This is a genomic window from Acinetobacter sp. ACIN00229 (assembly GCF_016106645.1).
Classification (GTDB): domain Bacteria; phylum Pseudomonadota; class Gammaproteobacteria; order Pseudomonadales; family Moraxellaceae; genus Acinetobacter; species Acinetobacter oleivorans.
Map to the genome: position 1 here is coordinate 47,300 of NZ_JADWOM010000016.1, position 13,134 is coordinate 60,433.

The 13,134-nt window shown below is 38.3% G+C and carries 11 protein-coding genes; 10 read left to right on the forward strand and 1 reads right to left on the reverse strand.

Features of this window, described 5'->3' with window-relative positions; genetic code table 11:
* Positions 1 to 4 precede the first annotated feature (4 nt).
* From I7H67_RS14855 to galE, 7 genes are all read left to right on the forward strand, one after another.
* Positions 5 to 1,105: a glycosyltransferase gene (locus I7H67_RS14855; protein ID WP_013199255.1), complete on the forward strand. Its 1,101-nt coding sequence runs from the start codon at positions 5 to 7 to the stop codon at positions 1,103 to 1,105.
* A gap of 108 nt (positions 1,106 to 1,213) precedes the next feature.
* Positions 1,214 to 2,044 carry a glycosyltransferase gene (locus I7H67_RS14860; RefSeq protein ID WP_013199254.1) on the forward strand — a complete coding sequence of 277 codons (831 nt, stop codon included), beginning with the start codon at positions 1,214 to 1,216 and terminating at the stop codon, positions 2,042 to 2,044.
* 12 nt (positions 2,045 to 2,056) lie between these two features.
* The gene (locus I7H67_RS14865) at positions 2,057 to 2,677 is read left to right on the forward strand and encodes a sugar transferase (RefSeq protein ID WP_023274345.1); all 621 of its coding nucleotides are present in this window, start codon (positions 2,057 to 2,059) and stop codon (positions 2,675 to 2,677) included.
* 24 nt (positions 2,678 to 2,701) lie between these two features.
* Positions 2,702 to 3,577, forward strand: a complete 876-nt coding sequence (gene galU, locus I7H67_RS14870; RefSeq protein ID WP_013199252.1) for a UTP--glucose-1-phosphate uridylyltransferase GalU — start codon at positions 2,702 to 2,704, stop codon at positions 3,575 to 3,577.
* A gap of 117 nt (positions 3,578 to 3,694) precedes the next feature.
* The gene (locus tag I7H67_RS14875; protein ID WP_013199251.1) at positions 3,695 to 4,957 is read left to right on the forward strand and encodes a nucleotide sugar dehydrogenase; all 1,263 of its coding nucleotides are present in this window, start codon (positions 3,695 to 3,697) and stop codon (positions 4,955 to 4,957) included.
* Entirely contained in the window at positions 4,954 to 6,624 is a 1,671-nt protein-coding gene (pgi, locus tag I7H67_RS14880) for a glucose-6-phosphate isomerase (RefSeq protein WP_013199250.1), read from the forward strand. Before I7H67_RS14875 ends, pgi begins: the two co-directional genes overlap by 4 nt.
* Positions 6,617 to 7,633, forward strand: coding sequence for a UDP-glucose 4-epimerase GalE (galE, locus tag I7H67_RS14885; RefSeq protein ID WP_198308180.1), 1,017 nt, complete (start codon positions 6,617 to 6,619; stop codon positions 7,631 to 7,633). Before pgi ends, galE begins: the two co-directional genes overlap by 8 nt.
* 43 nt (positions 7,634 to 7,676) lie before the next feature.
* Here the strand turns inward: galE and I7H67_RS14890 are convergent, their stop codons facing one another.
* On the reverse strand, positions 7,677 to 9,047 hold the full coding sequence (locus I7H67_RS14890; RefSeq protein WP_198308181.1) for a phosphomannomutase CpsG: 1,371 nt from the start codon (positions 9,045 to 9,047) through the stop codon (positions 7,677 to 7,679).
* A gap of 374 nt (positions 9,048 to 9,421) precedes the next feature.
* Between I7H67_RS14890 and lldP the strand changes: the two genes are divergently transcribed.
* Genes lldP through lldD form a run of 3 tightly spaced genes read left to right on the forward strand, consistent with a single transcriptional unit; the run spans position 9,422 to position 13,003 of the window.
* Positions 9,422 to 11,089: an L-lactate permease gene (gene lldP, locus I7H67_RS14895; RefSeq protein WP_171056861.1), complete on the forward strand. Its 1,668-nt coding sequence runs from the start codon at positions 9,422 to 9,424 to the stop codon at positions 11,087 to 11,089.
* A gap of 19 nt (positions 11,090 to 11,108) precedes the next feature.
* Positions 11,109 to 11,861, forward strand: coding sequence for a transcriptional regulator LldR (lldR, locus tag I7H67_RS14900; protein ID WP_151989237.1), 753 nt, complete (start codon positions 11,109 to 11,111; stop codon positions 11,859 to 11,861).
* Positions 11,858 to 13,003, forward strand: coding sequence for an FMN-dependent L-lactate dehydrogenase LldD (gene lldD / locus I7H67_RS14905; RefSeq protein ID WP_002050500.1), 1,146 nt, complete (start codon positions 11,858 to 11,860; stop codon positions 13,001 to 13,003). Before lldR ends, lldD begins: the two co-directional genes overlap by 4 nt.
* The last annotated feature ends 131 nt before the right edge of the window (positions 13,004 to 13,134 follow it).

Genomic DNA, 13,134 nt, shown 5'->3' on the forward strand with positions numbered 1-13,134 from the left:
AGAGATGAAAAAATTTTTACTAATAGATACAACTTGGCCAATTAATTCTAGAACTGAGCGATTTAAAAATTCTTTTAAGAAATACTTTGAAGTGATTGTGGTTGCTTGGAATCGAGGTTTAGCAGGGGGCAAAGAAGAATTGGAAGGAACTTATATTTTAGATACGAATATAGGTTATGGAAATCAATTAAAAAAATTATTAAAACTTCCTCTTTTTTTTATTCATATTTATTCAGTTTGTAAGAAAGAAAAACCAAATGTTTTTTTTGCAAGTCATTGGGACTCATTAATTTGTGCCGTGCTATTAAAGCTCATTTGGAATTGGAAAGTAAAGATAATCTATGATTGCTTAGATTTACCTACTTTATCAAATAATATAATAAGAAAAATAATTATTTATGTTGAGAAAATATGTTTAAAGTTCGTAAACTTGACAATTTTTGCTTCACGACACTTTAAACCTCTCTATTCAAAAAAAGTAAAGTCTTATATCTTTGAAAATTATCCATCGACAGAATTACTTAATAGTACATCAACTGAACCAGATTGGATAAAGCGTTATGATGATAAAATTCCTAAAGGCTCTAAAAATGTAGCGTGGATTGGAGTGGTTCGGTATTTTGATATTATTGAAAATATATTATTAGCGATAAAAGATACAAATATTTGTTTCTTTGTCTTTGGTGACGGTCCGGATCTTGATAAATTAGTGAAGGCTGTTAATTTTTATAAATTGGAAAAGCAGGTTTTCTTTTTTGGAAGATATAAGCCTTCTGATCTTAAATATATTTATGAAAAGTCGGATTTAGTTTGGGCGGCTTATCCTACAAATGATTTCAATGCTGTTTATGCAATTTCTAATAAGTATTTTGAATGCTCTTTCTTTGAAAAAAGAATTGTTTTATCTAAGAAGACAAAAATGGCTGAGGATTTGCAAGACAACCCTAGTGTTATTATTGTTGATGAATACTCACCTAGTGATATTAAAGAGAAATTACAGTCTAATACTACAGTTTTTTTTAATAAATATAGTAAATATGAAAATGACATGACCTGGGAGGATCAAGAAGATAAGCTTATTGATTCTATAAAAAAGGTATTGTAATTTTTTAATTAAATGAAATTTATTAAGTTTAAGTTTTATTTAAGTTTTTTTCTTAGGTTTTATATGAATGCTATGTACCATTATCTATGTTTATCAGGATATTAATTAATGAAATTTTCTGTACTAATTTCCATTTATTTTAAAGAGCAGCCAGAACACTTTAATGCGTGTATGGAAAGTATTTGGAATAATCAAACAGTGAAACCTTCTGAAATTATTATGGTAGAAGATGGCCCATTAACTCCTGAGTTAGATCTAATAATTAAATATTGGGAAGAGAAATTAAAAGATATTTTAAAAGTTACTAAACTTGCTGAAAATGTAGGTACAGGTAAAGCAAAAAATATTGGTCTAAAGCAATGCACTAATGAAATAGTTTGTATTGTGGATACTGATGATATCAGTGTTCCAGATCGTTTTGAAAAGCAAATTAAAATTTTATCAGGTGATCCTGAATTAGTAATTTTAGGTGGTCAAATTATAGAGTTTATTGAGGATATCTCTTCACCTTCTGGTATGCGAAATGTTCCATTGACAAATTTAGAGCTTCGCCAATACGCAAAAAAACAAAGTCCTTTTAATAATATGACAATTACTTATAGAAAAACCAAAATTTTAGAGGTGGGTGGGTATCAACACCATTTATGGATGGAAGATTACAATCTTTTTTTACGTGTGATTGCCAAAGGGTATAAGGTTCAGAACTTGCCAGATGTATTAGTCTATGCTCGTATCGATAACGGCATGCATGGACGTCGTAAAGGTTTACAATATATTAAAAGTGAAAAACAGTTACTAGATTTAAAAAAACAACTAAAGTTACAAAATCCTCTATATGCTAACATACTGTTTCTGGTACGGTCTGCGTTTAGACTGCTACCAGCAAATTTATTGGGTACAATTTATAATACCTTTCTTCGTAAAGATATTAAAAAATGAGTGAATGAAAATATGAAGCGTTTAGTAGACATAGTCATTTCTTTAATAGCTTTAACCGTTCTGTCGCCAATATTTCTGGTCGTTGCTTATAAGGTCCGTAAAAATTTAGGATCACCCATATTCTTTTATCAAGAAAGACCTGGGAAAGACGGAAAATTATTTAAAATGATTAAATTCCGTTCAATGAAAGATGCTTTTGATGCACAAGGAAATCCATTACCAGATGAAGCCCGCATTACTCCATTTGGCCAAAAATTGCGCTCTACAAGCCTAGATGAAATGCCGCAATTGATTAATGTGCTTAAAGGTGACATGAGTGTAGTTGGACCTCGTCCAATGCTTAAAGACTTTGTTGCATTATATTCACCAGAGCAGGCACGTCGTTTAGAAGTACGTCCTGGAATGACTGGTTTGGCTCAGGTAAGTGGCCGTAATGAACTAGATTATGAGGAACGATTTAAATGTGATGTTTGGTATGTCGATAATCACAATGTTTGGGTCGACTTTAAAATTATGTTTAAAACAGTCAAAGTGATGACTAAGCGTGAAGGCATTAATGCACCAGGGCATGTTGGACCTTCTTTGTTTAAAGGCAATAATACCCAAGAAAATATCGACTCGTCTGTAAAGTAAATTTTATATCTTGAAAACTACCGTATGATCAAAAAAGCAGTTTTACCAGTAGCTGGTTTAGGTACACGTTTTTTACCAGCAAGTAAGTCAATTCCAAAAGAAATGGTAACAGTTGTTGACCGTCCAGCTATTGAATATGTAGTGCGTGAAGCAGTTGATGCTGGAATTGAGCAAATTATTTTGGTGACTCACTCTTCAAAAGCATCGATTGAAAATTATTTTGATCGAAACTTTGAATTAGAAACTACATTAGAGCAAAAAAAGAAATTTGATTTACTTGCAGAAATTACACAAATTGTTCCGCCCCATGTGAGTGTTGTAAGTGTAAGACAACCTCAGCCTTTAGGTTTAGGACATGCGGTTTTATGTGCAAAGAGTATTGTTGGTCAAGATAATTTTGCTGTGTTATTACCGGATGTTTTGGTGAAAGACGACTCGGGCCGAAATGATTTATCTCGTATGATTGCACGTTATAATACAATTCAAGCTGCACAGATTATGGTAGAAGCAGTACCTGATAACCTTGTGGATCAATACGGGATTGTAGATGTAGCGCATACTCCTAATGAGGGTGAAAGTATTGCTATGCAAGGCATTGTTGAAAAACCTGCTGTTGGCTCTGCACCTTCTAATCTTTCTGTAGTTGGTCGCTACGTTTTGCCTGCAAAAATTATGCAGCTTTTGGAAAACACACCCAAAGGTGCAGGTAATGAAATTCAGTTAACAGATGCGATTGCGATGTTACAAGAAACAGATATTGTTGAAGCCTATCGTATGCAAGGCCAAACATTTGACTGTGGTAGTAAACTTGGATATTTAAAAGCTGTACTACATTATGGAATTCAACATCCTAAATTAGGCCCAGAATTTAAACAGCTAATTCAAGAGCTTAAGTTGTAGTATTGTGTAGTTCTGCTTAAGTATTTGTAAAAACTGCTGAATATAATAAACAATCAATATATTCTCTTCCTTGAATGGGAAGAGAAATCTATAGAATATTAAAAAATCAGGTGTGCAATGAAAATCGCAGTGTTTGGAACCACCTTACACGCTGGTGTAATGGCAGCATTACTAGCTGAATATGGCAATCAGATTTATTGGTGCACAAGTGTCACCTGCGAAGAAAATATTTCTGTACTTTCTTACCAAGATCAAGAAGTTAATAATTATTTGAATAAGCAAAGAAAATCGGGCTTTCTACAAGAAAGTCCTTTTTCTACTATTCCACTTGATGTTGAAGTTTATTTATTCTGTTTTAGTCCCACACAAATCCAGCTTGCTTTAAATACAGTTGAGAAGCTAAGCCAACGTCCTATCGTTCATCCTAGATTAATGGTAAATGGTTCTACGTTTGGCTTACATGGAACTGATCAGTTAAAACAATATTTACCAAAAGACGAGTGGGTCTATTTCCCTGATGTAATTCAAGAAGGGAATGCTATTAATAGTGTATTGCATGTAAAACATGTCATTGTTGGTGTTGAGTCCAATCATGCGCGGGATACAATGCAAGAGCTGTTACGCCCATTTTTCCGTTTTAGTTATCAATATTTATTTATGCCGATTTTGGACGCTGAATTTACCAAACTTAGTATTTCTGGCATGTTGGCGACCCGTATTAGTTATATGAATGACTTAGCTATGGTAGCAGAGAAACTCGGTATTGATATCGCTAATGTGAAGCATGGTATTGCGGCCGATACACGTATTGGTGCGGCTTATTTGTCCGCTGGAGTTGGTTTTGGCGGTGAAAATTTTTCGCATGATATTTTAACCCTTTCGAGTACTGTTTCTGGAACTGGGGCGAAAAGTCGTCTTTTAGAGCAGGTATGGGCAATTAACGAACAACAAAAAGAAATTTTATTCCGTAAGCTGTGGAATTATTATCATTGTAATTTGAATGGTAAAACCGTGGCTATTTGGGGTGCATCCTTCAAAGAAAATACCTCAAGCATACATAACTCCCCAATTCATATTTTATTAGCTGCATTATGGGCACAAGGTGTAACAGTACGTTTGCATGATCCTCAAGCATTAGATGAAATTGCCGCTACATATGGTGACCGTAAGGATTTAGTACTGTGTACTGATCAATATGAGGCTGCTCGAGACGCACACGCCTTATGTTTAGTTACCGCATGGAAACAATACTGGAGTCCAGACTTTAAGCAATTACAACAGATGATGCAGCATCCTTTAATTTTGGATGGGCGTAATATTTATGACCCAGCATATGTAAAGGCTAAGGGCTTTGCTTATGAAGGAGTAGGTCGTTTATGAGTAAATCTATCGAGAAATTTCCTAAAGAGTTGGTTTCACCTTTACTAAAATTACAGGCGATGGGTGAGAAAAATTCAAAACTACATATAAAAGAATTGTTCGCTTCAGAACCGGATCGCTTTCAACAATATTCTATAAAATTTGATCCATTAGTTTTTGATTATAGTAAGCATCGTGTTACTAAAGACATTTTGGAACAATTGACTGCTCTTGCGAAAACCAAACAATTAAATCAATGGATTGAACGTCTTTTTTCACAAGACAAAGTAAATTGTACAGAGCAACGCGCAGCAATGCATTGGGCACTACGCTTGCCAGTTGACTATTCGAAGTTTCCAGAGTTAACGGCTCAAGTCCATAGCCAGTTACAACGTATGTATGCCTTAGTAGAAAAGATACATGTTGGTCAATATCGCGGGGCAACCGGTGAAGTGATTCAAGATGTTGTGAACATTGGTGTGGGTGGTTCTGATTTAGGGCCACAAATGGTCACCCATGCGTTGTCAGATTTTAAAGTGAAAACGGCTAAACCTTTAAATGTTCACTTTGTATCGACTATGGATGGTAGTCAGTTGTCGGAGTTGCTCCACCAACTTCGTCCAGAAACAACACTATTTATTATTTCTTCAAAATCTTTTGGAACGATTGATACTTTATCAAATGCCCAAACGGTACGACAGTGGCTTGAAAAAACTTTGGGAACACATGCCCGAGTTTTAAAAAGTCATTTTGTTGGAGTATCAACAAAAGCAGATAAAATGACTGAATGGGGGATTGCCCCAGAAAATCAATTACTGCTTTGGGACTGGGTAGGTGGCCGTTACTCATTATGGTCATGCATTGGTTTACCTATTGCGTTGAGTATCGGGGTTGAAGGTTTTCAGCAACTCTTAGCTGGTGCTCATGCAGTAGATGAACATTTTCAAAATACAAGTTATGAGCAAAATATTCCTGTTTTAATGGGATTATTAGGCGTTTGGAACAATAATTTTTTAAATATTCAAACTCATGCAGTATTACCTTATGATGGTCGATTAAAGTATTTTGCTGCTTATTTGCAGCAACTTGAAATGGAATCTAATGGTAAATCGGTACAACGTGACGGTCAAAAAGTCGAACTCGATACATGCCCAATTGTATGGGGTGAAGTTGGACCAAATGCTCAACATGCCTTCTATCAGTTATTACACCAGGGAACTCAAGCAGTAAGCTGTGACTTTATTGCGCCAGTCCAACGCTATAACGCTGACCATTTTACCTATGTTGAAAATGCAGAGGCTTTAGTCGAGCAGCATCATCTTGCGTTATCGAATTGTCTGGCCCAATCAAGATTATTGGCCTTTGGTAATGAAGCTTTAGACTCAACTGAATTAGAAAAACTGCCGATTTACAAACAATATGAAGGTAACCAACCGAGTTCAACCCTATTATTGAAAGAGTTGAATCCATATAGTTTGGGAATGTTAATTGCTTTATATGAGCATAAAGTTTTTGTGCAGTCTGTAATTTGGAATATTAACCCGTTTGATCAATGGGGCGTCGAAAAAGGCAAACAGATTGCTGATCAACTATTACCTATTTTAAATGGGGTTCAAAATGATCTTTCATCATTAGATGCCTCAACACGTGGATTAATTAAAATATTATTAGGAAAAGTAGATGGCTAAAATCCTAGTTACTGGTGGTGCTGGTTATATTGGTTCACATACCTGTGTAGAGCTTTTAAACGCTGGTCATGAAGTTATTGTTTTTGACAATCTATCAAACAGTTCTGAAGAGTCGTTAACGAGAGTCCAAGATATCACACAAAAGAGTTTAGCTTTTGTTAAAGGTGATATTCGTAATGTAAATGAACTTGATCGCGTATTTCAAGATCATTCAATTGATGCTGTAATTCACTTCGCAGGCTTAAAGGCAGTAGGTGAAAGTCAGGAAAAACCGCTGATTTATTTTGATAATAATATTGCTGGTAGTATTCAACTCGTTAAGTCGATGGAAAAAGCAGGTGTCTATACGCTTGTGTTTAGCTCTTCTGCGACAGTATATGACGAGGCCAATATATCTCCATTAAATGAAGATATGCCAACAGGTATGCCAAGTAATAACTATGGCTATACTAAACTGATTGTTGAGCAATTATTGCAAAAACTGTCAGATTCAAATTCTAAATGGTCGATAGCTTTACTACGCTATTTTAACCCAGTTGGTGCGCATAAGAGTGGCCGTATTGGTGAAGACCCACAAGGTATTCCAAATAATTTAATGCCTTACGTGACTCAAGTTGCTGTAGGACGTCGTGATAAGCTGTCTATTTATGGTAATGACTACAACACAGTAGATGGGACTGGGGTACGTGACTATATTCATGTGGTCGATTTAGCGAATGCACATTTATGTGCTTTAAATAACCGATTAGAAGCGAAAGGTTGCCGTGCATGGAATATTGGTACAGGTAATGGTTCATCCGTGTTGCAAGTTAAGAATACATTTGAGCAAGTTAATGGTGTGCCTGTTGCTTTTGAGTTTGCACCACGTCGAGCTGGCGATGTAGCAACATCTTTTGCCGATAATAGCCGTGCAGTTGCTGAACTAGGTTGGCAACCTCAATTTGACTTAGAAGATATGCTTGCTGATAGCTGGAATTGGCAGAAGCAGAATCCTAATGGATATAATTAAATAGCAATAAAAAAGGAGCTTATAGCTCCTTTTTTATTATGAATTAGTTCTGAATCAACCCAGTCAATTCATCTACATAATGTTGCATTGGCTGAGCTTGGCGATCTGCACGGCTTTCAATGTTAAGACGTAGCAAAGGTTCAGTATTTGAAGCGCGTACATTAAAGCGCCATGCACCAAAGTCTAGACTTACTCCATCGGTACGGTCAATTTCTGGGTTTTGCTTGGCATAGAAATCGAAAATCTTTTGAATAGTGATTTGTGTATCGGCTACTTTAAAGTTGATTTCACCGCTACAAGGGAACTTGGTAATCATATTTTCAACGAGCGTTGAAAGTGTTTGTCCTGTTTCAGAGAGTAGGGCAACAGTGAGTAACCAAGGAATCATGCCGCTATCGCAGTAAGCAAAGTCACGGAAATAGTGATGGGCACTCATTTCACCGCCATATACAGCATTGTGTTCACGCATAACGTCTTTAATGAATGCATGTCCAGATTTTGACTGTACAGCAACACCTTTGTATTCATCTACGATATCAAATGTGTTCCACACTAAACGTGGGTCATGCACAATTTTTTCACCCGACTGTTTAATCAAGAAAGCTTGAGCTAATAGACCAACAATATAGTAGCCTTCAATGAACTGACCTTTTTCATCAAACAAGAAACAGCGATCAAAGTCACCGTCCCATGCAATACCCATATCTGCTTTATGCTCAAGAACAGCATTTCGAGTACTGTCACGGTTTTCAATTAAAATTGGGTTAGGAATCCCATTTGGGAAAGTGCCATCTGCTTCATGGTGAATTTTAATAAATTCAATAGGTACGTTAAGCGTTTTAAATTTTTCTTCGATTGCATCAATCACGTGACCAGCTGCACCATTACCCGCGTTTACCACTAACTTAAGTGGGCGGATTTTTGCTGGTTCAATATAAGTTAATAAGTGATCAACGAACTCAGGCAAAATGTTATAGCTTTGAGTTGTACCTTTTTGACTAACTTCTTCAAAGTTATTGGTTTCTGCTAAAGCCTGAATTTCTTTTAAACCAGTATCTGCACTAATTGGACGAGCATTTTCTCGAACTAATTTCATGCCGTTATAGTCCATTGGATTATGGCTAGCAGTAACTTCGATACCACCTTGCACATCTAAATGGAAAGCGGCGAAGTAAACTTCTTCAGTACCTGTCATGCCTAAATCAAGAACATTGACACCCGCGTCATTTAACCCGCGGATAGTCGCTTGTTTTAAAGCCTCACTGCTTAGACGAATATCACAACCGACTACTACAGTCTTTGGTTTATAGATTTGTCCGTAAGCGCGGCCAATTTTATAGGCGATTTCTTCATTCAATTCGGTGCCGAGTTTGCCTCGGATATCATAAGCTTTAAAACACGTTAAAGTAGTCATTATTCAATTCAATACATGTGGTTTGAGTTGTGTGCACATTATACATAGATCATGAAATAGGTATGTTTATAGTTTTTATATTCAAATTTTACGCTTCATTTCTGTAGCTCAAATTTAAATTTATAAGAATACTTTTTTACGACTTTAGTCTAATAAATGGAACCATAAACTCGAAATGGCTTGATTTTACTTGGTGTTATTGGTCTTACCAATTATTGTGGTTATTTAATGATTGATCTTGCCAATATCTGTGCTTATGATGCGATCTGTGGTTTAAGGAATAACATTTGCACTTAATTTTTAATTGGTCATACCAATTGTGTTAAATGTTTAAGAATTTAAGGTACAAAAATTCGCCCCGGCATTTCAAGGAGATGACAATGCTCAATATGTGGCAACAACTTTATGACCCTTTAAATAATATTTGGCTGTCCAGTGCGGTTGCATTAATCCCGATTATTTTCTTCTTTTTGGCGTTGGCTGTTTTTCGTTTAAAAGGCAGTATCGCGGGTACGGGCACAGTCATTATTGCATTATTGATTGCTCTCTTTTTCTATCAAATGCCGGGTCAAATGGCCTTTGCGTCAATCATTTATGGTTTCTTCTATGGTCTATGGCCAATTTCATGGATTATTATTGGGGCAGTTTTTCTATACAAGATTTCGGTAAAAACAGGCCAGTTTGAAGTTATCCGCTCAAGCATTTTGTCAATTACCGAAGACCAACGCCTGCAAATGTTACTCGTTGGTTTTGCATTTGGTACTTTCCTTGAAGGGGCTGCGGGTTTTGGTGCTCCTGTGGCAATTACCGCTGCACTCCTTGTCGGGTTAGGGTTTAAGCCACTTTACGCCGCTGGTTTATGTTTGATTGTAAATACAGCGCCAGTTGCTTTTGGTGCAATGGGTATTCCAATTATTGTGGCGGGGCAGGTGTCAGGCGTAGACACCATGGAAATTAGCCAGATGGTGGGTCGTCAGTTGCCATTTTTAACGCTGATCGTGTTGTTCTGGATCATGGCGATTATGGATGGCTGGCGTGGTGTTAAAGAAACTTGGCCTGCTGTATTAGTGGGTGGTGGCGCTTTTGCGATTGCCCAATATCTTACATCTAACTTTATTGGCCCTGAATTACCAGATATTACCGCTGCAATTGCTTCATTGGTCAGCCTGACTGTGTTGTTCCGTTTCTGGAAACCAAAACATATTTTCCGCTTTGAACCTGAAGCTGGCCAAACTCTAATTCAGCAACCTACAACGGTTCAACGTTACAGTATTGGGAAAATTGCTAAGGCATGGTCTCCATTTGCCATCTTAACAGTCATGGTGACCATCTGGAGTGTTAAGCCATTTAAAGCATTATTTGCAAAAGATGGTGCTCTTGAGCACTGGATTTTTAAACTTGAAGTGCCGTACTTGCATAAATTGGTCGAAAAAATGCCGCCGATTGTGGCAGAGATGAAACCATACGAAGCGATTTATAAGTTTGACTGGTTCTCTGCAACCGGTACGGCAATTTTTATTGCTGCAATTATCACTGCTATTTTCTTGAAAATGAAAGCAAGTGAGGCAGTAACGACTTTTGGTGAAACACTCAATGAGTTGAAAACACCGATTTACTCGATTGGTATGGTGTTGGCGTTTGCTTTTATTGCGAACTATTCAGGTTTATCTGCAACTTTAGCTTTGGCTCTATCGCATACGGGTCATGCGTTTACTTTCTTCTCGCCATTTTTGGGCTGGCTTGGTGTGTTCCTTACGGGTTCAGATACATCTTCAAATGCTTTGTTCTCGGCACTACAGGCGACTACGGCTCAGCAAATTGGTATTCCAGAAGTGTTATTGGTGGCTGCCAATACCAGTGGTGGTGTGACAGGTAAGATGATTTCTCCGCAGTCGATTGCGATTGCGTGTGCAGCAGTAGGCTTAGTTGGAAAAGAATCTGACTTGTTCCGTTTCACGGTAAAACATAGCATCATATTCACTGTCTTTGTTGGCATCATTATTACGGTTCAGGCTTATCTGGTTCCGTGGATGATTCCATAACTCCAGTGAAGGAAACGCGATGAGAATCTCCGATCAAGTGGTCATGAAATTGCAGGCATTAATTGAAGAGCGGCACATGAAAAAAGGTGACCGTTTGCCTGCTGAGCGCCAGCTTGCAACTAGCTTAGGGGTTTCTCGTCCGTCTTTGCGTGAAGCCATTCAGCAGCTTAATAGTCAAGGGGTGCTCAGTAGCCGCCGTGGAGATGGGACTTATATTCAGCAGTTACCTGAACAGTGGCCACAGCAACTGATTGTGAACCCAATTAGCAACCTGATTGAAGAAGATCCGTTATACCGTTTTGATGTGCAAGAAGCGCGGTTATTACTTGAAGGTGGCACGGCATGGTATGCCGCATTGCGCTCAACGCCTGAAGATCGCGCCAAAATCCGTCATTATTTTAATGAAATTAGTCGCCATCAAAATGCGGGTGACTCAGCACAGGCTGCTGTGGCCGATGCTGAATTCCACTTAGCGATTGCAGAGGCATCTCACAATGTGGTGCTGATTCAAATGATGCGTAGCTTGTTTGATTTGTTGCAATACAACGTCTTGTTAGGACGTAAGAAAGTTTATAACGACCCCGTAAATGGTGACTTGCTGAGCGAGCAGCATTTTCAGGTGATGGATGCTATTGATCGTAAAGATCCCGAGGCCGCACGCCAAGCTGTCTGCGGTCATATTGAATTTGTGATTAATCATGTGCGTTCTCTGGATGAAGACGAAGCTCGCCAGAAACGTGCAAATCGTTTAAGTAGAGTTGATTCAAAATGATTATTTCTTCTGGCAATGATTATCGTGCTGCGGCACAACGTCGCTTACCCCCATTTTTATTTCATTACATTGATGGTGGAGCGTATTCGGAATATACCTTAAAGCGTAACGTACAAGATTTGTCAGAAATTGCTTTGCGTCAACGTGTGCTCAATGACATGTCAGCGTTAAGTTTAGAGACAAAACTGTTTAACGAAACCTTGTCTATGCCGGTTGCATTAGCGCCTGTAGGTTTAACAGGCATGTATGCACGCCGTGGTGAAGTGCAAGCCGCGATGGCAGCCGATAAAAAGGGCATTCCATTTACACTTTCAACGGTTTCGGTGTGTCCGATTGAAGAAGTTGCACCTGCAATTAACCGTCCAATGTGGTTCCAGCTTTATGTATTACGCGACCGTGGTTTTATGCGTAATGCTTTAGAACGTGCAAAAGCGGCAGGCTGCTCAACACTGGTATTTACCGTCGATATGCCTGTACCAGGTGCGCGTTACCGTGATGCACATTCGGGGATGAGTGGACCAAATGCTGCGATGCGCCGTTATATGCAGTCTATGTTCCATCCACATTGGTCGTGGAATGTCGGCTTAATGGGGCGTCCGCATGACTTGGGTAATATCTCTAAATATTTAGGTAAACCGACTGGGCTTGAAGACTATATTGGCTGGTTAGGCTCAAACTTTGACCCATCGATTTCATGGAAAGACCTTGAGTGGATTCGTGAATTTTGGGATGGCCCAATGGTCATTAAGGGCATTTTAGACCCTGAAGATGCCAAAGATGCCGTGCGTTTTGGTGCAGATGGCATTGTGGTATCGAATCACGGTGGTCGTCAGTTAGATGGTGTGATGTCGTCTGCTCGTGCGTTGCCTGCAATTGCTGATGCGGTGAAAGGTGATTTGGCGATTTTGGCTGACTCAGGCATTCGTAATGGTTTAGACGTGGTGCGGATGTTGGCGCTCGGTGCCGATACAGTCTTACTTGGCCGTGCATTTGTTTATGCCTTGGCAGCAGCAGGTGGGCAAGGGGTGTCGAACTTGCTTGATTTGATTGATAAGGAAATGCGTGTTGCGATGACGCTTACAGGTGCTAAGTCGATTTCGGATATTAATGCAGATTGTTTAGTGCAGGCGATGAAGCTCTAACATTTTCTTATTAACTTTGATGATATTGGCACGACGGAGTCTTATCGGAAAAGGTTCAATGTAAGTAGCTAATTGACGTTACTTTTTTAAAAAAGTAACCAAAAACCTTTGTTTCGATGACGGTACGTCCT

Coding starts and splice junctions, on each gene's coding strand:
- I7H67_RS14855 (WP_013199255.1), top strand. CDS start 5: ATGAAAAAATTTTTACTAATAGATACAACTTGGCCAATTAATTCTAGA.
- I7H67_RS14860 (WP_013199254.1), top strand. CDS start 1,214: ATGAAATTTTCTGTACTAATTTCCATTTATTTTAAAGAGCAGCCAGAA.
- I7H67_RS14865 (WP_023274345.1), top strand. CDS start 2,057: ATGAAGCGTTTAGTAGACATAGTCATTTCTTTAATAGCTTTAACCGTT.
- galU (WP_013199252.1), top strand. CDS start 2,702: ATGATCAAAAAAGCAGTTTTACCAGTAGCTGGTTTAGGTACACGTTTT.
- I7H67_RS14875 (WP_013199251.1), top strand. CDS start 3,695: ATGAAAATCGCAGTGTTTGGAACCACCTTACACGCTGGTGTAATGGCA.
- pgi (WP_013199250.1), top strand. CDS start 4,954: ATGAGTAAATCTATCGAGAAATTTCCTAAAGAGTTGGTTTCACCTTTA.
- galE (WP_198308180.1), top strand. CDS start 6,617: ATGGCTAAAATCCTAGTTACTGGTGGTGCTGGTTATATTGGTTCACAT.
- I7H67_RS14890 (WP_198308181.1), bottom strand. CDS start 9,047: ATGACTACTTTAACGTGTTTTAAAGCTTATGATATCCGAGGCAAACTC.
- lldP (WP_171056861.1), top strand. CDS start 9,422: ATGACAATGCTCAATATGTGGCAACAACTTTATGACCCTTTAAATAAT.
- lldR (WP_151989237.1), top strand. CDS start 11,109: ATGAGAATCTCCGATCAAGTGGTCATGAAATTGCAGGCATTAATTGAA.
- lldD (WP_002050500.1), top strand. CDS start 11,858: ATGATTATTTCTTCTGGCAATGATTATCGTGCTGCGGCACAACGTCGC.